At 71.0% G+C, this 23,555-nt stretch carries 21 protein-coding genes and 1 tRNA gene; 17 read left to right on the top strand and 5 right to left on the bottom strand.

What is annotated here, in order from left to right; all coding sequences use genetic code 11:
- Positions 1-30 precede the first annotated feature (30 nt).
- A tRNA-Leu gene (locus ACVKXF_RS09250) sits at positions 31-116 on the bottom strand.
- Positions 117-297: 181 nt separating this feature from the next.
- On the opposite strand from ACVKXF_RS09250, the gene ACVKXF_RS09245 reads away from it, so the two are divergent.
- From ACVKXF_RS09245 to mshC, 3 genes are read left to right on the top strand one after another with little or no spacing between them, the layout of a single operon-like run.
- Entirely contained in the window at positions 298-1,614 is a 1,317-nt protein-coding gene (locus tag ACVKXF_RS09245; RefSeq protein ID WP_456795536.1) for a M20/M25/M40 family metallo-hydrolase, read from the top strand.
- Positions 1,615-1,674: 60 nt separating this feature from the next.
- A complete protein-coding gene (locus tag ACVKXF_RS09240) occupies positions 1,675-2,505 on the top strand; it encodes an undecaprenyl-diphosphate phosphatase (protein WP_456795535.1) in 831 nt (276 codons plus the stop codon).
- Entirely contained in the window at positions 2,502-3,746 is a 1,245-nt protein-coding gene (gene mshC / locus ACVKXF_RS09235; RefSeq protein ID WP_456795534.1) for a cysteine--1-D-myo-inosityl 2-amino-2-deoxy-alpha-D-glucopyranoside ligase, read from the top strand. Before ACVKXF_RS09240 ends, mshC begins: the two co-directional genes overlap by 4 nt.
- 420 nt (positions 3,747-4,166) lie before the next feature.
- Here mshC and ACVKXF_RS09230 read toward each other — a convergent pair whose 3' ends face one another.
- Positions 4,167-5,102: a proteasome assembly chaperone family protein gene (locus ACVKXF_RS09230; protein ID WP_123312593.1), complete on the bottom strand. Its 936-nt coding sequence runs from the start codon at positions 5,100-5,102 to the stop codon at positions 4,167-4,169.
- A gap of 150 nt (positions 5,103-5,252) precedes the next feature.
- Between ACVKXF_RS09230 and ACVKXF_RS09225 the strand changes: the two genes are divergently transcribed.
- From ACVKXF_RS09225 to ACVKXF_RS09185, 9 genes are all read left to right on the top strand, one after another.
- Positions 5,253-6,011, top strand: coding sequence for an HAD family hydrolase (locus ACVKXF_RS09225; protein ID WP_396288461.1), 759 nt, complete (start codon positions 5,253-5,255; stop codon positions 6,009-6,011).
- Positions 6,008-7,126 carry a tRNA (adenine-N1)-methyltransferase gene (locus ACVKXF_RS09220; protein WP_260233027.1) on the top strand — a complete coding sequence of 373 codons (1,119 nt, stop codon included), beginning with the start codon at positions 6,008-6,010 and terminating at the stop codon, positions 7,124-7,126. The genes ACVKXF_RS09225 and ACVKXF_RS09220 overlap by 4 nt, the downstream gene beginning before the upstream one ends.
- A 43-nt stretch (positions 7,127-7,169) precedes the next feature.
- Positions 7,170-8,096 carry a hypothetical protein gene (locus ACVKXF_RS09215; RefSeq protein ID WP_456795533.1) on the top strand — a complete coding sequence of 309 codons (927 nt, stop codon included), beginning with the start codon at positions 7,170-7,172 and terminating at the stop codon, positions 8,094-8,096.
- Between the two features lie 71 nt (positions 8,097-8,167).
- Positions 8,168-9,199, top strand: a complete 1,032-nt coding sequence (locus ACVKXF_RS09210; protein WP_456795532.1) for a helix-turn-helix transcriptional regulator — start codon at positions 8,168-8,170, stop codon at positions 9,197-9,199.
- A complete protein-coding gene (locus tag ACVKXF_RS09205; RefSeq protein ID WP_111084002.1) occupies positions 9,192-10,163 on the top strand; it encodes a helix-turn-helix transcriptional regulator in 972 nt (323 codons plus the stop codon). Before ACVKXF_RS09210 ends, ACVKXF_RS09205 begins: the two co-directional genes overlap by 8 nt.
- Positions 10,164-10,299: 136 nt before the next feature.
- A complete protein-coding gene (tatC, locus tag ACVKXF_RS09200) occupies positions 10,300-11,052 on the top strand; it encodes a twin-arginine translocase subunit TatC (protein WP_123312597.1) in 753 nt (250 codons plus the stop codon).
- Complete coding sequence (locus tag ACVKXF_RS09195) at positions 11,049-13,490, top strand: DEAD/DEAH box helicase (RefSeq protein ID WP_396288457.1); 2,442 nt, start codon at positions 11,049-11,051, stop codon at positions 13,488-13,490. Before tatC ends, ACVKXF_RS09195 begins: the two co-directional genes overlap by 4 nt.
- Positions 13,491-13,531: 41 nt before the next feature.
- On the top strand, positions 13,532-15,094 hold the full coding sequence (lnt, locus tag ACVKXF_RS09190) for an apolipoprotein N-acyltransferase (protein ID WP_340196371.1): 1,563 nt from the start codon (positions 13,532-13,534) through the stop codon (positions 15,092-15,094).
- 145 nt (positions 15,095-15,239) lie between these two features.
- Positions 15,240-15,590, top strand: a complete 351-nt coding sequence (locus ACVKXF_RS09185; RefSeq protein WP_111084006.1) for an RNA polymerase-binding protein RbpA — start codon at positions 15,240-15,242, stop codon at positions 15,588-15,590.
- Positions 15,591-15,663: 73 nt separating this feature from the next.
- Here ACVKXF_RS09185 and ACVKXF_RS09180 read toward each other — a convergent pair whose 3' ends face one another.
- Both ACVKXF_RS09180 and ACVKXF_RS09175 read right to left on the bottom strand, forming a co-directional pair.
- On the bottom strand, positions 15,664-16,890 hold the full coding sequence (locus ACVKXF_RS09180; protein WP_222657731.1) for an SPFH domain-containing protein: 1,227 nt from the start codon (positions 16,888-16,890) through the stop codon (positions 15,664-15,666).
- Entirely contained in the window at positions 16,887-17,360 is a 474-nt protein-coding gene (locus ACVKXF_RS09175) for an NfeD family protein (RefSeq protein ID WP_235035827.1), read from the bottom strand. Before ACVKXF_RS09175 ends, ACVKXF_RS09180 begins: the two co-directional genes overlap by 4 nt.
- 156 nt (positions 17,361-17,516) lie before the next feature.
- On the opposite strand from ACVKXF_RS09175, the gene ACVKXF_RS09170 reads away from it, so the two are divergent.
- From ACVKXF_RS09170 to ACVKXF_RS09150, 5 genes are all read left to right on the top strand, one after another.
- Positions 17,517-18,278 carry an SDR family oxidoreductase gene (locus ACVKXF_RS09170; protein ID WP_456795531.1) on the top strand — a complete coding sequence of 254 codons (762 nt, stop codon included), beginning with the start codon at positions 17,517-17,519 and terminating at the stop codon, positions 18,276-18,278.
- Positions 18,279-18,288: 10 nt separating this feature from the next.
- On the top strand, positions 18,289-18,744 hold the full coding sequence (locus tag ACVKXF_RS09165) for an NUDIX hydrolase (protein ID WP_123312602.1): 456 nt from the start codon (positions 18,289-18,291) through the stop codon (positions 18,742-18,744).
- 416 nt (positions 18,745-19,160) lie between these two features.
- Entirely contained in the window at positions 19,161-21,554 is a 2,394-nt protein-coding gene (locus tag ACVKXF_RS09160; RefSeq protein ID WP_456795530.1) for an ATP-binding cassette domain-containing protein, read from the top strand.
- 122 nt (positions 21,555-21,676) lie between these two features.
- A complete protein-coding gene (locus ACVKXF_RS09155; protein WP_340196366.1) occupies positions 21,677-21,943 on the top strand; it encodes a hypothetical protein in 267 nt (88 codons plus the stop codon).
- Between the two features lie 138 nt (positions 21,944-22,081).
- On the top strand, positions 22,082-22,237 hold the full coding sequence (locus ACVKXF_RS09150) for a hypothetical protein (protein ID WP_396288449.1): 156 nt from the start codon (positions 22,082-22,084) through the stop codon (positions 22,235-22,237).
- Between the two features lie 220 nt (positions 22,238-22,457).
- Here ACVKXF_RS09150 and ACVKXF_RS09145 read toward each other — a convergent pair whose 3' ends face one another.
- A complete protein-coding gene (locus tag ACVKXF_RS09145) occupies positions 22,458-23,426 on the bottom strand; it encodes an alcohol dehydrogenase catalytic domain-containing protein (protein WP_456795529.1) in 969 nt (322 codons plus the stop codon).
- Positions 23,427-23,555: the final 129 nt, after the last annotated feature.

Here is a 23,555-nt window from a genome sequence, read left to right as displayed (position 1 = left end):
CCGAAAGGTCAGGGGGCATTGCATGTTCTGTGTCCGAAGGGGGACTTGAACCCCCACGCCCTAATACGGGCACTAGCACCTCAAGCTAGCGCGTCTACCAATTCCGCCATCCGGACTGGATGTGTGGCGATTTCACCGAGTTTCCCCGGCGTCCCTGCCGAGAGAAAACACTAGCACGGGTCTGAACGCCCGATGAACACGGCCGCGCATCCCGGGCGCGTCCAGCCGCGGCGCCCCGCGGTGTCGCGCGGCGTCTCCGGGCCGAGCAGCGTCGGTGCGCACCGATACCGTGGTGGCATGACGAACCCGGAGCCGACCGCGACCGAGCTCGAGGCCACCGCGGCGATCGCGCGTGACCTCATCCGCATCGACACGACGAACTGGGGCGAGGGGAAGTCGCGCGGTGAGACCGAGGCGGCGCACTACGTCGAGGACAAGCTGCGCGGGTTGGACCTCGAGCCGCAGCTGTTCGAGTCCGAGCCGGACCGCGTGAGCGTCGTGGCACGCGTCCCTGGTCGGAACCGGGACAAGCCGGCGCTGGTGGTGCACGGACACCTCGACGTCGTGCCGGCCGACCCGGCGAACTGGTCGGTCGACCCGTTCGGCGGCGTGGTCAAGGACGGGTCGCTGTGGGGGCGGGGTGCCGTCGACATGAAGAACATGGACGCGATGATGCTCACGTCGCTGGCGGACGTCATCGAGCAGCACGGGGCTCCCGAGCGCGATCTCGTGATCGCGTACTTCGCCGATGAGGAAGCCGGGGGCGTCCTTGGTTCGCACCACGTCGTCGAGCACCACCCCGAGGTCTTCGCCGGGGCCAGCGCCGCCATCAGCGAGGTGGGCGGGTACTCGATCACCCTCGGCGACCGCCGCGCCTACCTGCTGCAGACGGGTGAGAAGGCGCTGATGTGGATCAAGCTCGTCGCGCGCGGCACGGCGGCACACGGTTCCCACGTCATCCGCGACAACGCGGTGACGAAGCTCGCCGCGGCCGTCGCCCGGATCGGCAGCGAGGAGTGGCCGGTGCGCCTGTCGGCCACGACGGACGCGATGGTCGCCGAGGTCGCTCGGTTCCTCGGTGTCGACCCGACGGTGACCGGCCCGGACGAGGTCGCGCTGGCGACGGGTTCGGCCTCGCGGTTCATCCACGCCGCCCTGCACACCACGACGAACCCGACGGTCCTGACCGCGGGCTACAAGCACAACGTGATCCCGGACACGGCCGAGGCGCTCGTCGACATCCGCTGCCTGCCCGGCGACGAGGAGTCGGTCCTCGCTCGCGTGCGGGAGCTCGCCGGCGACGAGGTCGAGGTCGTGATGTCCTTCCGCGACATCGGTCTCGAGCAGGACTTCGGCGGACCGCTCGTCGACGCCGTGCGCGACGTCCTCGGTCGGCACGACCCGGGCGCCCCTGTCCTGCCGTACCTGCTGTCCGGCGGCACGGACAACAAGGCGCTGTCGACGCTCGGGATCGCGGGGTACGGCTTCGTGCCGCTCCAGCTGCCCGCAGGGGTGGACTTCCCGGCGATGTTCCACGGTGTCGACGAGCGGGTGCCGCTCGACTCGCTGGCCTTCGGTCGGCGCGTCCTCGGCGACCTCCTGGCCACGTACTGATATTGTTCATGGTCGCCTCCGTGGCGGTGTCCTGACCGACCTCCCCCGAAAGGCCCGTGCGTGCACATCCTCGAGGCGATCTTCCTCGGCTTCGTCCAGGGACTCACCGAGTTCCTGCCGGTGTCCTCCAGCGCGCACCTGCGCATCGTCGGGCTGTTCCTGCCCGACGCGAAGGACCCGGGCGCGGCCTTCACCGCGGTGACGCAGCTCGGCACCGAGACCGCGGTGCTCATCTACTTCTGGAAGGACATCACCCGGATCATCGGACGGTGGTTCCGTTCGGTGTTCCGGCGCGACGTCCCGAAGGACGACCCCGACGTGCGGCTCGGGTGGCTCGTGATCCTCGGGACGATCCCGATCGGCATCGCGGGGCTCCTGTTGAAGGACTCCATCGAGACCACGTTCCGTTCGCTGTGGATCGTCGCGATCGTGCTCATCGTCTTCGGCATCGTGCTCGGCGTGCTCGACGTCGTCGGCCGCAAGGAGCGCCGGATCGAGCACATGACCTTCGGCGGCGGCATCCTGATCGGGCTCGCCCAGGTGCTCGCGCTCGTCCCCGGGGTGTCCCGCTCCGGCGCGACCGTGTCGATGGGGCTCGCGCTCGGGTACACCCGACCAGCTGCCGCGCGGTTCGCGTTCCTGCTGGCGGTGCCGGCCGTGTTCCTCTCCGGTCTGTACGAGGCCGCGACGAGCCTCGGCGACCACGGAGCACCGTTCGGACTCGCCGACACGCTCATCGCGACGGTCGTGGCGTTCATCGTCGGGTTCGTGGTGATCGCGGCGTTCATGAACTACATCAGCAAGCGCAGTTTCATGCCGTTCGTCGTCTACCGCATCGCACTCGGTATCGTTCTCATCGTGTTGTTGTCGCTCGGAGTGATCCAGCCGTGAGGGCCTGGCAGGCCCCGTCCGTCCCCGACGTCCCCGGCGCAGCGCCGCGGCCCGTCGTGCACGACACCGCCACCGGGAAGCCGGTCGACCCGACGCACGGCGACGAGCGCGCCGCGCTGTACGTGTGCGGGATCACCCCGTACGACGCCACGCACCTCGGCCACGCGGCGACGTACCTGGCGTTCGACACGCTGGGCCGCGCCTGGCGCGACGCCGGCCTCGACGTCGAGTACGCCCAGAACGTCACCGACGTCGACGACCCCCTGCTCGAGCGCGCCACCCGCGACGGCGTCGACTGGCGCGAGCTCGCCGCCTCGCAGATCGACCTGTTCCGCCGGGACATGGAGTCGCTCCGGATCCTGCCGCCCGACGACTTCGTGGCCGTCACGGACGAGGTCGACCGCGTTGCCGAGGCCGTCGCGTTCCTGCAGGAGACCGGTTCCGCCTACGAGGTCCCCACCCCGGACGCCGAGGGCGACGACCTCTACTTCGACGTGAACCACCCCACCGACGCGTGGTCGCTCGGCGACGAGAGCGGCCTGGACCGCGAGACCATGCTCACGCTCGCCGCCGAGCGCGGCGGCGACCCGGAGCGCCCCGGCAAGCGCGACCCCCTCGACCCGCTGCTCTGGCGTGCGGCCCGCGACGGTGAGCCGAGCTGGGACTCCGAGATCGGCCCCGGCCGGCCCGGCTGGCACATCGAGTGCAGCGTCATCGCCGGCGACCGTCTCGGCCTGCCGATCAGCGTGCAGGGCGGCGGTAGTGACCTCGTCTTCCCGCACCACGAGATGAGCGCGGGACACGCAGCCGCGCTGGCGCACCAGCCCCTCGCGCACGCGTTCGTTCACACCGGGATGATCGCGTACCAGGGCACGAAGATCTCGAAGTCGCTCGGCAACCTCGTCACGGTGCGTGGGCTGCTCGACGGCGGGGCGGACCCCCGGGCGATCCGGCTCGCACTGCTGTCGCACAAGTACTCCGACGACTGGGAGTGGTTCGAGGCCGAACTCACGAGTGCCACGACGCGGCTCGCGACCTGGGACGCATGGGCGTCGGGTGCACCTGCGGGGCACGCCGACGACGCGGCCGACGTCGCATCGCGGATCCGGGCGCGGGTGTCCGACGACCTCGACACGCCGGGTGCGGTCGCCGCGGTCGACACGGCCATCGCGGGCGGCACGGCGTGCACGCCGGAGCTCGCCGATCTGATCGACGCCCTGCTCGGCATCCGCCTGGGCTGACGCGGGCCGCGGGGCGGGGGCTGTCCCCACGCTCGGCCGCGTGCGCCTCGTCGAGGTTCCACGACATGCCGCGCGCGTGCCGCCGAGGTTCCACGAACGGCCGTGTGCGGCCGCGAGATGCCGAGATCTCGGAACCTCGGCGATCGCGGCCGGGCGCGTTGGGCGCGTTGGACGCGACCGTCGGGGGACGGGAGGCCCGTGGCGGGCTGGCACCGTGCCTCCCGTCCGCCGACCGGTCGTGACGAGGTCGGTGCTTGCGGCCGGCAGATGGCGACCGCTCGACGGGCGCGAGCCGCGCGACACGCCGTGGGCGTCGCGCGCAGGTTCCACAGACGGCAGCGTGCGGCGGCGACATGCCGAGATTTCGGAACCTCGGCGAACCGGGCCGGGCATGCCCGCCCCACCCGCCCCGCCCGCGCCCTACTGCTGGGGCGGCTGCGGGGGACGCCAGGGCCCCTCGCCACCGGCGGTGCCGCCGTCCTTGCCGTCCTTGTGCTCGCGGCGCCGCAGGTACTGCTCGAACTCCTGCGCGATCGCGTCGCCCGAGGCCTCGGGGGAGTCGACGGTGTCACGGGCCTGCTCGAGCTGCCCGATGTAGGACGCCATGTCCTCGTCGTCGGCGGCGAGGGCGTCGATGCCGTCCTCCCACTCGGTGGCGTCGTCGAGCAGCGTGCCGCGGGGCACGGTGACGTCGGTGAGCTCCTCGATCTTGTCGAGCAGCGAGAGCGTGGCCTTGGGCGACGGCGAGTTGTGCACGTAGTGCGGGACCGAAGCCCAGAGCGACAGCGTGGTCAGCCCGGCCTTGTCCATCGCGTCGGCCAGGACGCCGAGGATGCCCGTCGGACCCTCGTACGACGACTTGTCGACGTCGAACGCGGTGCGGACGCCGGCGTTCTCGCTCGACACGAAGACCGAGATCGGTCGGGTGTGCGGGACGTCGGCGAGCATCGCGCCCACGAAGACGACGGCGTCGATCGAGTACACGTCGGCGAGGTCGATGATCTCCGCGCAGAAGCCGCGCCAGGTGCGCGAGGGCTCCGGCCCGACGAGCACGAACACGTCGCGGTCGGTCGGGGAGCCGGTGGCGCCGATGACGGGCCGGCCCTCGGCGCCGGGGCCGTGCAGCACGATGCGGGGCCACTGCACCCCGCGGGCGCCGGTCTCGTCGGACCCCATGGTCGGACGGTTGAACTGGTAGTCGACGTACCGCTCCCCGTCGAGCTCACGCAGCTCGTCGAGCCCGAGCGACTCGACGATGCGTCGGGCGAGTCCGCTCGCGGCTTCGCCGGCGTCGTTCCAGCCCTCGAAGGCGACGACGAGCAACCGGCCGTCGCTGAAGGGGGAGTGCTGTGGCACGGAGCGGACCTCCTGGTGGTGGAGCGGAGCGGGGCGGGTGCGACGAGGCACCCGGCCGGACACGATTCAGGCATCCACTGTAGGCCCCGGCAGCGCTCCCGCACGTGCGCGTCCGCGCCCAGCGGAACGGCCCCGGTAGACTCGTCGCCCGTGACCGCGCATCCTCCTGCCCTCGTCCCGCCCGCAGCCGTGCTGTGGGACATGGACGGCACGATCATCGACACCGAGCCGATCTGGCAGCGCTCCCAGGTCGACCTGACGAACCGCTACGGCGCCGAGTGGACCCACGAGGACGGCCTGTCCCTGGTCGGTTCCGGTCTCGAGCGCTCCGGTGAGCTCCTGCGCGCCAAGGGCGTCGACATGGAGGTCGAGGAGATCATCCAGTGGATGACCGACTACGTGATGGAGCACCTGCGCGCCGGCGAGCTGCCGTGGCGTCCGGGTGCCCGCGAACTCGTCGAGGAGCTCCACGCCCGCGGGATCCCCACCGCCCTGGTCACCATGTCCCGCCGGAAGATGGCGCTCGTCGCCGCCGAGGCACTGGGCGAGCGCGGGTTCCGCGTCGTCGTGGCCGGTGACGACGTCGACCGTCCGAAGCCGTTCCCGGACGCCTACCTGTCCGCCGCGGCCCAGCTCGGCGTCGAGCCCACCGCGTGCGTCGCGATCGAGGACTCCGCCACCGGCGTCGCGTCGGCCGTCGCCTCGGGCGCCGTCACGATCGCCGTCGAGCACATCGTCCCGCTGTCCGAGATCGCCGGCGGCGACGTGCACCTGACCACCCTGTCGGGTGTCGACGTCGACCGCCTGGTCGAGTTGACGACGCCGGCACTGGCTGCGCGCGTTCTCGGCACGGGAGGCGCGGTGCCGGACCCGGCACACGCGGCGGACACCGAGGGGGTCACCCGATGAACCACACCGACGACCCGACCGCAGCGCTCCCGCACACCGCCGGTGGCGCACCGCACACGCCGCCGCGCGGCCCGTTCCGGGCCGGCGACCGCGTGCAGCTGACGGGTCCGAAGGGCAAGCTCACGACGCTGTCCCTCGAGACCGCCGGCGAGTACCACACGCACCGCGGGGTGCTCCGGCACGACGACGTCATCGGTCAGCCGGACGGCTCGGTGATCCGTGCCAGCACGGGTGACGAGTACCTCGCGCTCCGTCCGCTGCTCAACGACTACGTGATGTCGATGCCGCGCGGCGCCGCGATCGTCTACCCGAAGGACGCCGCCCAGATCGTGGCGTTCGCGGACGTCTTCCCGGGCGCCAGGGTGGTCGAGGCCGGTGTCGGTTCCGGCGCCCTCTCGCTGTTCCTGCTGCGGGCGATCGGCCCGACCGGGCAGCTGCAGTCCTTCGAACGTCGCGAGGAGTTCGCCGCGATCGCGCAGGGCAACGTCGGCACGTTCCTCGGCGCGGTCCCGGACAACTGGTCCGTGACCGTCGGCGACCTGGTCGAGGAGCTGCCCGGCGCCGTCCAGGAGCAGAGCGTCGATCGCGTCGTCCTCGACATGCTCGCGCCCTGGGAGTGCGTCGACGCCGCAGCGGACGCCCTCGTGCCCGGCGGGCTCATCGTCTGCTACGTCGCCACCGTCACCCAGCTGTCCCGCACGGCCGAGGCCCTGCGCGACACCGGGCGCTTCACCGACCCGATGCCGAGCGAGACGCTGGTGCGCACCTGGCACGTCGAGGGCCTCGCCGTCCGCCCGGACCACCGCATGGTCGGGCACACCGGGTTCCTCATCACGGCCCGTCGACTGGCCGACGGCACGGTCCTGCCGAACCTGAAGCGCCGAGCGGGCAAGGTCGAGTTCTCCGACGAGGACATCGAGGCCTGGACCCCGGGCGCCGTCGGCGAACGGGCGACGAGCGACAAGAAGCTCCGCAAGGTCGCACGGCAGTCGGCGGCGCAGGCCCGCAAGGTCGCCGCAGCCGAGGCCGGGTCCGCAGCCGCCGTCGCCGAGGGGTCCGGGGCACCGTCCGAGCCCGTCGGCGACGCGTCCGAGCCAGCCGACGGCGACCGGTAGGCTGACGGTCGTGCCCGTCCTGCATCGAACGGAAAGAGGGTCCGTGCGCACCATCCCCGCACTCCTGGTCACCATCGGTCTCGTGGCGTCGCTCACGGCGTGCGCCTCGAACGGCGCCGGCACCACCCCCTCGAGCTGTGCCGCACCCGGCAAGGCGTCCGAGGCGGTGACCGCGACCGGCGCGTTCGGCAAGGAGCCGAAGGTGTCGATCCCGAGCGGGCTCACCACGAAGGGCACGCAGGTCTCCGTCCTGCAGCAGGGCGACGGCCGCACCATCGAGGACGGCACCCCCGTCCTGATCGAGTACACGCTCGTCGACGGCGCCACCGGCGAGGTCGCGCAGACGAGCGGCTACTCCGGGCAGACGGCCCCGATCACCGCCGGCGCGAGCAACTACGGTGCCCTCGGCGAATCGCTCGAGTGCGCGCAGGTCGGCGACCGCCTGGCCGTCGCGCTGCCGAAGAGCGCCCTCAGCAGCTCGGACGCGAGCGCCACCACCGACAGCGGCTCGTCGACGAAGACCGAGGACGCCGTCATCGCCGTCGTCGACGTCAAGCGCGCCTTCGACGCCCGTGCGACCGGTACGCCGCAGCTCGCCGGCGACAAGATGCCCGCCGTCGTGCTCGCACCGTCCGGTGCCCCCGGCATCACGATCCCGTCGTGGAACGCGCCGAAGTCGAACCAGACGCACCTGCTCCGCAAGGGGGCCGGTCGCGTGCTCACCGCGAAGGACACCGCGGTCATCAAGTACACCGCCGTGACGTGGGGCGCGGACCCGTCCGTGGCCGGTTCCAGCTGGACCGACGGCTCGGGTGCGCAGACCGTGCCGCTCGCCAAGGGCCAGGTCGACGAGGGCGTTCGCACCGCCATCGTCGGGCACCGTGTCGGCGACCAGGTCCTGGCCGTCGTGAACCAGCAGGGCACCGCCTACGCGTACGTCATCGACGTGCTCGGAGCGATGTCGAGCTGACGCTCACATACCGTCCACCGACCGCGGCGCGGGTGCACTCCGGTGCACCCGCGCTGCCGTAGGATCGGCTCGTGCCAGCGACCCGTGTGCCCCGTGTGCCCGCAGAGGAGCGGCTGTTCAGCCTCGTGCTCGCGCTGCTCTCGACGGAGTCCGGGCTGACCAAGGCGGAGATCCTGACCAACGTGCAGGGCTACCGTCAGCGGTTCACGCCGGGCGGGGACAACGCCTCGCTCGAGCGGCAGTTCGAACGTGACAAGGACGACGTCCGCGAGCTCGGCATCCCGCTCGAGACCATCGAGACACCGGGCGCCGCCGGCAACAACCAGACGCTGCGTTACCGGATCCCGAAGGGCGAGTACGACCTGCCCGTCGACGTCCGCTTCACCCCGGACGAATCGGCGCTGCTGTCGCTGGCCGCCATGGCCTGGCGCGAAGGAGCCCTGTCGGCCGACTCGCGCCGCGGGCTGCTCAAGGTCCGGTCCGCGGGCTCGGAAGACGACGACGGCGCACTCCAGCTCGGCGTCGACGCGTACGCCCCGCGGCTCCGGGCACGTGACGCGGCGTTCGAACCGCTCCGCTCCGCCCTCGACCGCGGTGCCGCCGTCCGGTTCGACTACATCACCCCCGGGCAGCACGAGGCCCGCCGTCGCGAGGTCGCCCCGCTCGCCCTCGTCCAGCACGGCGGCCGCTGGATGCTCGCGGCCCACGAGTTCGCCACGGACTCGGACAAGAACTACCTCCTGTCCCGCATCGTCGGGACGGTCACGCAGTACGAGGTCGGGCAGCACACCGCACCGGTGGGCGCGGGGGAGCGCACGCTCGCCGAGCTCGAGCGGATCTGGTCCGCCCGCACGGCGCGCATCGCGGTGACCCCGGGCTCCGACGCCGAACGACGGCTCACCCGGCGCCGAGACACCGAGACCGACGCCGACGGCGCACTCGTGCTGCACCACGTCGACCCGCAGATCCTGGCCGAGGAACTCGCCGCGTTCGGACCCGAGGTCCGGGTGCTCGAGCCGGAGGACCTGCGGCTGCGGGTCGTCGAGCGGCTCCGGGCGCTCGTGCGGGACCACGGCGACGGAGAGGAGCCCGCCCGTGGCTGACGCCCAGCCCCTGCAGGCGCAGGACAAACTCGCGTTCCTGCTCGCCCTGGTGCCGTACCTGATCGACCGCGAGCGCGTCTCGGTGGCCGAGGCCGCACGACACTTCGGCGTCCCCGAGGCCCGTATCCGCCGCGCCGTGGAACTCATCGCGGTGTCGGGTGTCCCCGGCGAGACGATGCAGTACCAGCACGGCGACCTGTTCGACATCGCCTGGGACGACTTCGACCAGAACGAGATGATCGTCCTGACGAACCTCGTCGCCATCGACGACTCGCCCCGGCTGTCCGCGCGTGAGGCCTCGGCGCTCATCGCAGGGTTGCAGTACCTCTCCGCGCTGCCCGAGGCCGCCGACCGCGACGCCATCCGCGCGCTCATGGCGAAGCTGTCGCGCGGTGCCGGTGGTGCCGCCTCGACGGTCGCCGTCGGACAGGACCTGCACGACGTCGCCCTCGCCACGATCCGTCGCGCGATGGCCGACGGCCGCGGACTCTCCTTCGAGTACGCCGGCCCGCGCACCCAGGGTGGCACCCGCCGGGTCGACCCGCTGCGCGTCGAGTCGATCGACACGGACTGGTACCTCCGCGCCTGGGACCTCGACCGGCAGGCGCTCCGGACCTTCCGGCTCGACCGGATGTCCGGCGCACGCGTCGACGACCGTGCGGTGGAGAAGTCGGCCGACCAGGTGGTGATCCCGGACACGCTGTTCCAGCAGTCCGCGGAGGACGTCATCGTCACCGTGGAGCTCGACTCGTCGTCGCTGCCGCTCGTGGCCGACTTCCTCGCCGACACCGCCGACGCCCCCGATGCCGAGGCGCGCGTGCGCATCCGGCTCGCGGCGTCGAACGGGTTCGACGGCGTGGTCCGGCTCGTCGCGGGGCTGCCCGGCCGTGCCGTGGTGCTCGACCCGCCGGCGGCACGGGACGCGGTGCGCGACTTCGCAGCCGCCGCCCTCGCTGCGGGCTGACGAGTCCTGCATGTGCGTTCGCACGGAGCGCGCCGAACTGTCGGTCCCCACCCCGTAGGATCGACCCATGGCTTCGACGACCGCGCGCGGGCGAGCGAGGCGGCAAGGGCGCCAGGACAACGACGCCGAAGGCCGCATGTCGCTCGGGCAGCACCTCATCGAGCTGCGCAACCGCCTGTTCCGCGCAGTGCTCGCCGTGGTCATCGCCGCGGTCGGTGGATGGTTCCTCACCCCGTTCGTGCTCGACTCGCTCCGGCAACCGGTGGCCGAGCTCGCCAAGGTCGGCGGGCACACGGCCGAGCTGAACTTCCCGATGATCACGGGGGCGTTCGACCTCAAACTGCAGATCGCGATCACCATCGGCATCGTCATCTCGAGCCCGGTCTGGCTCTACCAGATCTGGGCGTTCATCGTGCCCGCCCTGGTGCGGCGCGAGAAGCAGTACGTGTGGGGCTTCCTCGGCACCGCGATCCCGCTGTTCTTCGCCGGCTGCTACTTCGGGTGGTACATCCTGCCCCACGTGGTCGGCATCCTCGGCAGCTTCGTGTCGAGCCAGGACACCTCGATCGTCGACGCGAAGGCCTACTACGACTTCGTCATCAAGCTCATCGTCGCGGTCGGCATCGCCTTCGTGCTGCCGGTGTTCATCGTCCTGCTGAACTTCGTGGGGGTCCTGTCGGCGTCGGCGATCATCAAGTCGTGGCGCATCGCGATCCTGTGCATCCTGGTCTTCTGCGCGATCGTCACCCCGAGCGCCGACGTCATCTCGATGTTCCTGCTGGCGGTCCCGATGGTCGTGCTCTACATCGCAGCGTGCTTCGTCGCGTGGCTGCACGACCGCAGGGTGGCGAAGAAGCAGGCCAAGCTCGACGAAGAGTACGGCCTGTGACCGCGGACCTCAGCGCGGCCGAGCGCTTCGCCGCCGCCAAGGTCCGGAACCGCTCCCGCAACCTGGAGCTGTTCCGTTCCGACCTGCGCTTCGACCTCGACCCGTTCCAGTTCGCCGCCTGCGACGCGCTCGACCAGGGCCGCAGCGTCCTCGTCGCCGCGCCGACCGGTGCCGGCAAGACGATCGTCGCCGAGTTCGCGATCTGGCTGGCGATGCGGCAGCCCACGGCGAAGGTGTTCTACACGACGCCGATGAAGGCGCTGAGCAACCAGAAGTACGCCGAGCTGGTCGAGGTCTACGGCGAGTCCGAGGTGGGCCTGCTCACCGGTGACACGAACGTGAACCCGCGGGCGCGGGTCGTCGTGATGACGACCGAGGTCCTGCGGAACATGATCTACGCGGACTCCGACCTGCTCGACGACCTGGCCTGGGTGGTCCTCGACGAGGTCCACTACCTGGCCGACCGCTTCCGCGGGGCCGTGTGGGAAGAAGTGATCCTGCACCTCCCGACCGAGGTCCGGCTCGTCTCGCTGAGCGCCACGGTCTCCAACGCCGAGGAGTTCGGCGACTGGCTGCAGACCGTCCGCGGCGACACGGACGTCATCGTGTCCGAGGACCGCCCGGTCCCGCTCGAGCAGCACGTCCTGGTCGGGTCGAAGATGGTCGACCTGTTCGACTCCAGCGGTGCGGCGGCGACGAACCGCGTCAACCCGGAGCTGCTCCGCATGGTCGGTGGTGCGTCGCGCAGCGAACGGCACGGCGGCGGACACCGCGGTGGACGCGGACGCGGCGGGTACCACGACCGCCGTGGGCCGCGCACCGAGAAGCTGCACCGCGAGCGCATCGCGCACATGCTCGACGAGCGGATGTTGCTGCCCGCGATCTTCTTCGTGTTCAGCCGTGCCGGGTGCGACCAGGGCGTCCGGAACGTCCTGCGGTCCGGGCTGTCGCTCACGACGGTGCCGGAGCGCAACGAGATCCGTGAGACCGCGGAGTACCACTGCCGCACCCTGCCGGACGAGGACCTCGCCGTCCTCGGTTACTGGGAGTTCCTCGAGGGGCTCGAGCGCGGGGTCGCCGCGCACCACGCGGGCATGCTGCCTGCGTTCAAGGAAGTGGTGGAGAACCTATTCCAGCGCAAGCTGCTCAAGGTCGTGTTCGCCACCGAGACCCTGGCGCTCGGCGTGAACATGCCGGCCCGCACGGTGGTGCTCGAGAAGCTCGAGAAGTTCAACGGCGAGGCCCGTGTCCCGATCACCCCGGGGGAGTACACCCAGCTCACCGGTCGAGCCGGGCGCCGTGGCATCGACGTCGAGGGACACTCGGTGATCCAGTGGACCGACGGGCTCGACCCGCAGGCCGTCGCCTCACTCGCCAGCCGTCGCACGTACCCGCTGAACTCGTCGTTCAAGCCGACGTACAACATGGCCGTCAACCTGATCGACCAGTTCGGCCGGCAGCGCACGCGCGAGGTCCTCGAGACGTCGTTCGCGCAGTTCCAGGCCGACCGGTCCGTGGTCGACCTGGCCCGCAAGGTCCGCTCGCAGCAGGAATCGCTCGAGGGGTACCGCGAGGCGATGCAGTGCCACCTCGGCGACTTCACCGAGTACGCGGCGCTCCGCCGGGAGCTCTCCGACCTGGAGCGCACGAACGTGCCCGGTGGACGCGAGGCCTCGCACGGCGCACGGCAGGAACGGCAGGCCGCGATCACGGCGGTCCGTCGCCAGATGCAGCGTCACCCCTGCCACGCCTGCCCCGACCGCGAGGCGCACGCCCGCTGGGCGGAGCGCTGGTGGAAGCTCAAGCGCGTCAACGACAAGCTGGTCCAGCAGATCCGGTCCCGCACCGGTGCCGTGGCGACCACGTTCGACCGGGTCACCGACGTGCTCCTGCAGCTCGGGTACCTGGTCGATGCCGGCAACGGCGAGGCCACCGTGGCCGCCGGGGGCCGTCGTCTGCAGCGCATCTACGGCGACCGCGACCTGCTCGTCGCCGAGTGTCTCGAGGCGGGGGTCTGGAAGGACCTCACGCCGGCGCAGCTCGCCGCGATGGCCGCCACGATCATCTACCAGCCCCGTCGCGACGACGCCCCCGGGACCGAGCACGCACTGCCCCGCGGTGCGTTCCGCCCGGCCCTCGACGAGACCCTGACGATCTGGTCGCGCCTCGACGACATCGAGCGCGACGCCCGCCTGGCCGGTTCGCTGCCGCCCACCCCGGCGATGGCGGTCGGCATGTTCCGCTGGGCGTCCGGCTCGGCGCTGGACGACGTCCTGCGCACCCTCGACCTGCCCGCCGGTGACTTCGTCCGCTGGTCGAAGCAGGTCATCGACCTGCTCGACCAGATCCGGAACGCCGGCGACGACGACCTCGCCCAGACCGCCCGACGTGCGACGGACGCGGTCCGCCGCGGCATCGTCGCCTACGCAGCGGTCTGACGGGAGGCACGGTGCGGGTTCCGGAGACCGGTGTGCGTGGGGTGCCCGCGCGCGTGGGCCGCGGTGCGGTCGCGGACGGCCCGTTCGCGGCGCTCCCGCTGGGCACCGCGCTGCCCCTTGCCGTCATCGGCGGGGTGCTGTTCGCGCTCGCGTTCCCGTCGCCCGGGTGGTGGTTCCTGGCCTTCCCGGCGCTGGCGTGCATGCTCCTCGCGGTGATGGGGCAGCGCGCCCGCAGGGCCGCGTGGGTGGGCTACGTGGCCGGTGCCGCGTTCTGGATCCCCGCCATCTCGTGGGCTGGGCGCTACCTGGGCCCCGTCCCGTGGTTCGCACTGGCGTTGTTGGAGGCGGCGTTCTTCGCCCTCGGCAGCGTCGCGATCGCCCTCGCGTACCGGTGGGTGGCGCGCGTGGTGCCCTCGACTGCCGGACGCGTGTGGGGCCTCCCGGCCGTCGTCGCCGCACTGTGGACCGGACGCGAGTGGTTCTCGGGGAGCTGGCCGTACGGCGGCTTCGCCTGGGGGCGCGTCGGCCTGTCGCAGTCGCAGGGGCCGTTCACGCACCTCGCCGCGTACGTGGGCGTGCTCGGCGTGACGTTCGTGGTCGTCTACTGCGTGGCGGTGGTCGTGTCGCTCGCCCTGGTGTCCCCGCGGGCACCGGGCGCGACCCTGCGGCTGCCGGTCCGGGTCGCGACCGCCGGTCTGCTCGTCGCCGCGGTGCTCGCGGTGCCGGCCTGGCCGACCGCGACCTCCGGAACCATCCGCGTCGAGTCCGTGCAGGGCAACGGGCCGGCCGGGTACTTCGACCGCGCTGCTCCGGGCGAGGTCCTGGCGGCACAGGTCGCGGCGACCGACGTCGAGGCGAAGGACGTCGACCTCGTCGTCTGGCCCGAGGCCTCCGCGGAGTTCGACCCGCGCCAGCAGCCCGTGATCGCTTCGTCCCTCGACGCCGTCGTCGACTCGGTCGGTGCGCCGCTGGTCGCCGGAGCCATCACGCAGACCCCGTCCGGCGTGCTGCACAACACCTCGTTCGTGTGGACGGCCGATGGCTGGCAGTCGTCCTACGACAAGAAGCGACCGGTGCCCTTCGGCGAGTACGTGCCGGACCGCTGGTTCTTCTCGAAGCTCGCGCCGTCGCTGATCGGCTTGCTGCAGCGCGACTACACGCCGGGGACGAAGCCGAACGTCCTGCCGGTGGCGGGGATCCGGGCGGGCATCGCGATCTGCTTCGACATCGTCGACGACGGGCTGACCCGCGACATGGTGCGTGGGGGAGCGCAGGTGATCCTCGCGCAGACGAACAACGCAGACTTCTCCGGCACTGACGAGAACCTGCAGCAGCTCGAGATCGCACGGATGCGGGCGATCGAGACTGGCCGGTCCCTCGTCAACATCTCGACCGTCGGCGCTTCCCAGGTCATCGACCCGTCCGGCCGCACGATCGACCGGGTCCCGGAGTACACCGCGACCTCGATGGTGACCGACGTGCCGCTCGGCACCTCGACCACGCCGGCGTCGCTGGCGTCGGGATCGATCGTCCTCGTGCTCACGCTCGGTGGGCTGCTCGTGCTGCTGGCCTGCGCGCCGTGGGGACGCCGGAACCGCTCCTGAACCGCCGCCGCGTCCCGGTGCTCCCGACGCCGTGATCCGGTGCAGCAGGGGCACGCACTGGGAACGGACTGTGAATGCGCCCAGTCGGGAACGACGGCGCGTGGGACAGTGTTGTGGAGGGCAGACGAGCGAGAGGAGCACACACATGGCTGATCGGAGTCTCCGCGGCATGCGGCTCGGGAGTCAGAGCCTCCAGAGCGAAGAGGGCGTCGAGCTCTCGGACCGCAAGCGCGCGGTCTACCAGACCGATTCGGGGGAGACCTTCGACATCGTCTTCTCCGCTGACGCAGACGTGCCCCAGACCTGGTCGGAGCCACGCTCCGGCCGCGAAGGACGTCTGCTCGGTGACGACGGCATCCCCGTCGAGGTCGCAGCAGAGGACGTCAAGGCGCCCCGAACCCACTGGGACATGCTGCTCGAGCGTCGCTCGCGCGAGGAACTCGAGGAGCTCCTCGAGGAGCGCCTGCAGGTCCTCCGTGCACGACGCGGTGCCTGACACCACCACCTGACGAACGACGATGCCCGCCCCGGTTCCCCGGGGCGGGCATCGTCATTCGTGGTGGTGCCGGTCAGCGCCGTCCGGAGCCGTCGCTGGTGCGGTGCCCCGACGCTTCGTCGTTCGGGTGCTGCGCGGTGTCGACGACCGGCGCCGGTGCATCGTCGACCTGCTGTGCGGTCGCGTCGTCGGCGGCTGCGAGGTGCGCGTCGACGCTCCGGTTCGACTCGGCCAGCCGGGCGTCGAGGTCGGACTCGGGGACGATGTCCGCCGCGGTGGCGTCCGCGCGCGGCATCGAGGCGCCGGCCGAGTCGGCGGCCGCGGTGTTCGCCAGGCTCTCGTTCGCGAGCTTGGAGATGCGGGAGAGGAAGTCCCCACCCGTGCCGGCGCCGGCGACCGGCCCGCTGCCGTTCCGTCCGCCCGAGAAGCCCTTCGCGATGCCGGACAGTGCCTCGGTGAACTCGCTCGGGATCATCCAGAGCTTGTTCGCGGTGCCCTCGGCGATCTTGGGCAGCATCTGCAGGTACTGGTACGACAGCAGCTTGTCGTCCGGATCGCCGGTGTGGATGGCCTCGAACACGGTGGCGATCGCGGACGCCTCACCCTCGGCGCGGAGCACCTGGGCCTTCGCGTCACCCTCTGCGGCGAGGATGGCGGCCTGCCGCTGCCCCTCGGCCTCGAGGATCTGGGACTGCTTGGTGCCCTCGGCCTGGAGGATCGCGGCACGACGGCTCCGCTCGGCACGCAGCTGCTGCTCCATGGCGTCCTGGATGGACACGGGCGGCTCGATCGCCTTGAGCTCGACACGGCCGACGCGGATGCCCCACTTGCCGGTCGCCTCGTCGAGGACGACACGGAGCTGACCGTTGATGTTGTCGCGGCTGGTCAGGGCCTCTTCGAGGTTGAGGCCACCGACGACGTTGCGGAGCGTGGTGGTGGTGAGCTGTTCGACCGCGCCCAGGTAATTGGCGATCTCGTAGGTCGCCGCACGGGCGTCGGTGACCTGGAAGTAGACCACGGTGTCGATGGAGACCACGAGGTTGTCCTCGGTGATCACCGGCTGCGGCGGGAAGGACACGACCTGCTCGCGCATGTCGAGCAGCGGACGCAGACGGTCGATGAACGGCACGAGCAGGTTCAGTCCCGGCGAGAGCGTCTTGTGGTACTTGCCGAGGCGTTCGACGATGCCGGCGGTGGCCTGCGGGACGATGCGGATCGCCTTCGCCAGGACGACGATCACGAAGATGACGACGACGAGGATCAGGACGAGCAGTGCGATCGTCCCGGGTGTGATGGTCACGAGGTGGCCCTTTCTGCGAGGCGCACGACCGCGGTCGACCCCTCGATCGACTCGACGACCACGGGGGTGCCGAGTGGCGGTGTGCGGTCGATGGCGCCCACGGCGAACCGTGCGCTCCAGGTCTCGCCGTTGGCCAGGCGGACCTGGCCGGGAGCAGAGGATGTGAACGCGACGGCGACGGTACCGGGGAGCCCGATGAGCCCCTCGATGTTCGTGCGGTGCGGGTCGGCGCCGCGTCCGAGCATCAGCAGCAGACGCGGTCGGACGAGCGAGAGCAGCACGAGCGCGAGCACGGCCGAGATGATGGCCGACAGCCACCACGGGGCGCCGAGCAGTGCGGCGATCAACCCGCCGGCGGCTCCGGCCGCGAGCATGATGAAGATGAAGTCGAGGGTGAAGATCTCGACCACTCCCAGCAGCAACACCAGTCCGATCCAGACGATGGTCTGGATCCAATCGATTCCGTTCACGCGATCTCCCTCCCTCGGTCGCGCGCCGTGGCTCGCAGCGTCGCGACGGCCGGTACAACTCCGTTCAACATATCAGGAGGGTCCGACGGTCGTGCAGGCGATTGGTAGGCTCGGTGCGGCCGACCGGCCGGAACCCGACCTGGAGAACACACGACTGTGAGCAACCCCCTCGCCCCCGGATCCCTCACCGACACGCGCGCCGTCGTGACCGGCTCGTCGCGCGGCATCGGCGCCGACACCGTCGGGTACCTGGCCGAGGCCGGCGCCAAGGTCGTCGTGAACTACCGCAACAAGGCCAAGCGCGCCGAGCAGATCGCCGAGAAGGTCGTCGCGGCCGGCGGCTCCGCCCTGGCCGTCGGCGCGGACCTGACCGACCACGAGTCCGTGGAGGCACTCGTCGACACCGTCGTGCAGGAGTGGGGCGGCATCGACCTGCTGGTCCTGAACGCCTCGGGCGGCATGGAGTCCGGCCTCGGCGAGGACTACGCGCTCCGCCTGAACCGCGACGCCCAGGTCGACATGCTCCAGACCGCCGTGCCGCACATGCCCGCCGGCTCCCGCGTCGTGTTCGTCACGAGCCACCAGGCCCACTTCGTCGAGACCGCCGAGACGATGGACGAGTACGTCCCCGTCGCGAAGAGCAAGCGCGCCGGCGAACTCGCCCTCCGTGAGCTCATCCCGCAGCTCGAGGCCGCCGGCATCGAGTTCGTCGTCGTCTCGGGCGACATGATCGAGGGCACGATCACCGCGACCCTGCTGAACCGCCTGAACCCGGGCGCGATCGAGGGCCGCCGGCAGGAGGTCGGCAAGCTCTACAGCGTGTCGGAGTTCGCCGCCGAGATCGCCCTCGCCGCGATCGAGCCGATCCCCGCAGACCACACCAAGCTCGTCGGCGACGTCAGCGGCTTCGTCGGCTAGCGTCGGGCGGGTGACCGCCAAGCCCGGCCTGCGCCGAACCTCCCGCATCATCCTGCTCGACCCCGAGGGTCGCGTGTTCCTGATGGACACGAACTCGCCGTCCTCCGATGGCGCGCACCGGTGGATCACGCCGGGTGGCGGGGTCGACCCCGGCGAGGACCACCGCGATGCCGCGATCCGCGAGCTGCGCGAGGAGACCGGGATCGTCATCGACGACCCGGGTGAGCCGGTGTGGTCGTGGGACTTCACCGTCGAGTGGGACCTCGCCGACCACGACCGTGGCCACAGCGAGTTCTACGTCGTGCGCACGCCGGGTTTCGAGCTGTCGGACGCCGAGTGGACGGACGACGAACGGGTCGACATCCTGGCGTCACGGTGGTGGACGGCCGACGAGCTCGACGCCACCGACGAGGTCTTCGAACCGGCCGAGCTGCCGGACCTGGTCCGCCGCTTCACCTCCGCCTGACCCGTTCACCCGCTGCCGTGTCCGGTCGCGTGCGGTGCACGGTGCCGCGTCCGTCGGTCGGTGCAGGGATGGTGGCGTGGTGCGCGCTTGTGGCGCTGCACGGTGCGCGTAACCGCGCACGGGGTGAGAAAGTGCGCACGGTGCTGACGGGAGGCGCGGTGCGGGCCCGACCCGTGCCTCCCGTCCGGTGGTGGGGCGCGTCCACCGCACGGTGCCGTGTCCGTTCGTCGGTGCAGGGTTGGTGGCGTGGTGCGCGCTTGTGGCGCTGCACGGTGCGCGTGACCGCGCATGGGGTGAGACAGTGCGCACGGGGTGAGACAGTGCGCACGGGGTGAGACAGCGCGCACGGTGCTGGGTCTGCTGGTGGGGGCCGGGGCGCCTTGTCGGGGTCGGTACCCGTCGGTACCCTGATCGACATGCACATCAGTTCCGGTGACGGCGCCGCCCAGAGCCTGAGCGTGCACGCCGCCGACGGCCACGACCGCATCCGCGTGCGCGGTGCCCGCGCGAACAACCTGCGGGGCATCGACGTCGACCTGCCCAAGCGCCGGTTGACGGTCTTCACCGGGGTGTCCGGCTCCGGCAAGAGCTCGCTCGTCTTCGGCACCGTCGCCGCCGAGTCGCAGCGGATGATCAACGAGACGTACAGCGCCTTCGTGCAGGGCTTCATGCCGTCGCTCGCGCGCCCGGACGTCGACCTGCTCGACGGCCTGACCACCGCGATCGTCGTCGACCAGGAGCGCATCGGCGCCGATCCGCGGTCGACCGTCGGCACCGCCACCGACGCGAACGCGATGCTGCGGGTCCTGTTCAGCCGTCTGGGCGACCCGCACGTCGGCGGTCCGAACGCGTTCTCGTTCAACCTGGCGACGGTCACCGCCGGGGGAGCGATCACGGTGCAGAAGGGCAAGGACGCCAAGGCCGAGAAGGTCTCGTTCACCCGACTCGGCGGCATGTGCGCCGACTGCGAGGGCCGCGGGCTCGTGAACGACATCGACCTCACCCAGCTGTTCGACGACGCGAAGGCGCTCGGCGACGGGGCGATCACGATCCCCGGCTACGGCACCGACGGGTGGAACGTCCGCATGTACGCCGAGTCCGGGTACTTCGACAAGGACACCCCGATCCGCGACTTCACCGAGCAGGAGCGCGCTGACTTCCTGTACCGCGAGCCCACCAAGCAGAAGATCGCCGGCATCAACATGACGTACGAGGGGCTCGTGCCCCGGGTGCGGCGCTCGTTCCTGCAGAAGGACCGCGAGGCGATGCAGCCGCACATCCGCGCCTTCGTGGACCGCGCGGTGACCTTCACGACGTGCCCGGCGTGCGGCGGCACCCGGCTGAACGACGTCGCTCGCTCCTCGAAGATCGGTGGCAAGAGCATCGCCGACGTCTGCTCGATGCAGATCACCGACGTCGTCCCGTGGCTGCGGGCGATCGACGATCCGGGTGTCGCGCCGCTGCTCGACGGCCTCCGCGACCTGCTCGAGTCGTTCGTCGAGATCGGTCTCGGCTACCTCTCGCTCGACCGACCCACCGGCACGCTGTCCGGGGGAGAGGGGCAGCGGGTCAAGATGGTGAAGCACCTCGGCTCGTCGCTCAGCGATGTGACCTACGTCTTCGACGAACCGAGCACCGGCCTGCACCCGCACGACATCGAGCGGATGAACGGCCTGCTGCTGCGGCTGCGCGACAAGGGCAACACCGTGCTGGTCGTCGAGCACAAGCCCGAGGTGATCGCGATCGCCGACCACGTCGTCGACCTCGGCCCGGGCGCTGGCTCCGGCGGGGGGACACTCTGCTACCAGGGACCCGTCGACGGGTTGCGGGGGAGCGGGACCATCACCGGTCAGCACCTCGACGACCGCGTCTCGGTGAAGGCCGACGTCCGCCGGTCCGACGGGGCGATCGCGATCCGCGGTGCCTCGGCCCACAACCTGCAGGACGTCGACGTGGACGTCCCCACCGGGGTGCTCACCGTCGTGACGGGCGTCGCCGGGTCCGGCAAGAGCACGCTCATCCACGGGTCGCTCGCGCAGCGCGACGGTGTCGTCGCCATCGACCAGAGCGGCATCCGCGGATCCCGGCGCAGCAACCCGGCCACGTACACCGGGCTGCTCGAGCCCATCCGCAAGGCGTTCGCGAAGGCCAACGGCGTCAAGCCCGCGCTGTTCAGTGCGAACTCCGAGGGCGCGTGCCCCGCGTGCAACGGCGCCGGCGTCGTCTACACCGACCTGGGGATGATGGCGGGCATCGCCACCCCGTGCGTGGAGTGCGACGGGAAGCGGTTCGACCAGTCGGTGCTCGACTACCACCTCGGCGGGAAGGACATCAGCCAGGTGCTGGGCATGTCCGTCACCGATGCCGTGGCGTTCTTCTCCGACGGCCCCGCGAAGCTCCCAGCGGCGCACACGATCCTGTCGCGTCTGGCCGACGTCGGTCTCGGGTACCTGACGATCGGGCAGCCGCTCACGACGCTGTCCGGCGGGGAGCGTCAGCGGCTCAAGCTCGCGACGCACCTCGGTGAACCGGGCGGCATCGTGGTCCTCGACGAACCGACGACCGGACTGCACCTGGCGGACGTCGCCCAGCTCCTCGGCCTGCTGGACCGCCTCGTCGACTCGGGCAAGACCGTCGTGGTGATCGAGCACCACCAGGCGGTGATGGCCCACGCGGACTGGATCATCGACCTCGGGCCCGGCGCGGGGCACGACGGCGGTCGGATCGTGTTCGAGGGGACACCCGCCGAGCTCGTCGCAGCCCGCTCGACCCTGACCGGACAGCACCTCGCCGCCTACGTCGGTGCCTGAGGCAGGGGACAGGTTCGCGGACGGAACCTGAACGTTGCCGGTGCAGTTCGGATAGCGTCTGATCGACGCTCACGATCGGCTGCCCGGCCTGGATCGGCGTCCTGATCAGAAGGAGCCCCATCATGTCCAACCCCGGGAACGCACCCGCGCAGTCGAACACCTTCGCCATCGTCTCCCTGGTGCTCGGCATCGTCGGGACCGTCGGCGGCATCTTCATCGCCATCATCGGTGTGGTCGCAGGCATCGTCGGGCTGGTGCTCGGCATCCTCGCGCGCAAGCGCGGTGGCAGCCGGGGGATGATCCTCGCCGGCATCATCCTCTCCGTGGTCGCGATCGTCGTCGGGATCATCGGGTACATCGCCACCGCGGTTTTCTTGACCCAGTCGTGAGGCCCGGCCTGCCAGGCGGGCCCAGATCGTGAGCAGCAATGGTCGAGTCCATCCGATGGACTCGACCATTGCTGCTCACAAAGCGTCTCCGGCGAACCGCTGGCGCGTGTTCAGGATCTCGGGCGTACCGTCCGGCGCATGAGCTACAGCCAGCCCGACCCAGCCGAAGAGACCACCCAGAGCGAGACGCCGGAGCAGCCGGACACCGACCAGGCCGACCTGCACGAGCAGGGCGAAGAATCGGCCGCGCTCGAGATCGACAAGGACGACGTCCCGCACGAGTCGGCGGACTGAGGTCGTCTTCGGACGATGTCGTTCCGTGAGCAGAAGAGGTCGGGTCCCGAACGGGGACCCGACCTCTTCTGCTCATCCTGCGTGCTCGGCTGCGCGCCGATAATGCATATTATGTCAACTCAGGTGTCACGAGGTGACCCCCGGACGCTCCCCGCACGTGAACCGGCGACGGTCGAGCGCTGCGTCGACCGAGCGCCGCGACCGCCGGGTGCGACGCCGATCAGAAGACCGCCACGGTCATCCCAGCCGACGTGGCCGGACGGTCCATCGCCACGATGGCGTCCGGCAGGTCGTCGAAACCGATGGTCCGGCCGATCGATTCGTCCGGACGCAGCGTGCCCGTGACGACGTCGGCGAGCATGGCGGCGTACTCCCCGACCGAGATCCCGTGGCTGCCGAGCAGTTCGAGCTCGTCGGCGATCACGCGCCCCATCGGGATGGCCGGTTCGGCTTCGTCGTCGAGCAGCAGGCCGACCTGCACGTGACGGCCCCGCGGGCGCAGGGACGCCACCGCTGCGACGGACGTCGCGCGGCTGCCGAACGCGTCCACCGAGACGTGTGCTCCGCCGTCGGTCCGGGCGCGGATCGCTGCGACGGCCTCCGTGTCCATCGGCACCGAGACGGCGCCGAGTGTCGCAGCACGTTCGAGCGCCGCCGGTGAGACGTCCACCGCGATCACCCGGGCACCCGCAGCGACCGCGACGATGATCGTCGACAGGCCGACGCCTCCGCAGCCGAACACGACCACCCACTCCCCTGCCGTGACCCGTCCGCGTGCGTGCAGTGCGTGGTAGGCCGTGCCGAACCGGCAACCGAGTGCCGCGGCCTCGGCGAACCCCACGGCGTCGGGCAGTGCGACCACGTTGACGTCGGCGTGCGGGATGACGACCGACTCGGCGTAGGACCCGGGCAGGGTGAACCCCGGTTGCTGCTGACGCGTGCACACCTGGGTGGCGCCGTCGACGCACTCGGGGCACGTCCCGCAGGCGAACACGAAGGGCGCGGTCACGCGGTCACCGAGCGACACCCGGGTCACCGACGACCCGACGGCCGTGACGACACCGGCGAACTCGTGCCCGGGGACGTGCGGCAGCGAGACGGAGTCGTCGTGCCCCTTCCAGGCGTGCCAGTCGCTGCGGCACGCCCCGGTGGCGGCGACCCGGACGAGGACCCCGTGGTCCGGCGCCACGGGATCGGGCAGGTCGACGATCGACGGGGCGGATCCGAAGTGGTCGTACTGGACGCGCGCATCCCGCCATCGTCCCAGACGGTGCCGTCGTGTTGTCCACAGACGACGGATTGGCCGTTGCCCGCGGCG

The sequence above is a fragment of the Curtobacterium sp. PvP017 genome (genome assembly GCF_054060195.1).
Note: the sequence above shows the minus strand (reverse complement) of the source record. Positions and strands in the feature narration are given on the sequence as shown.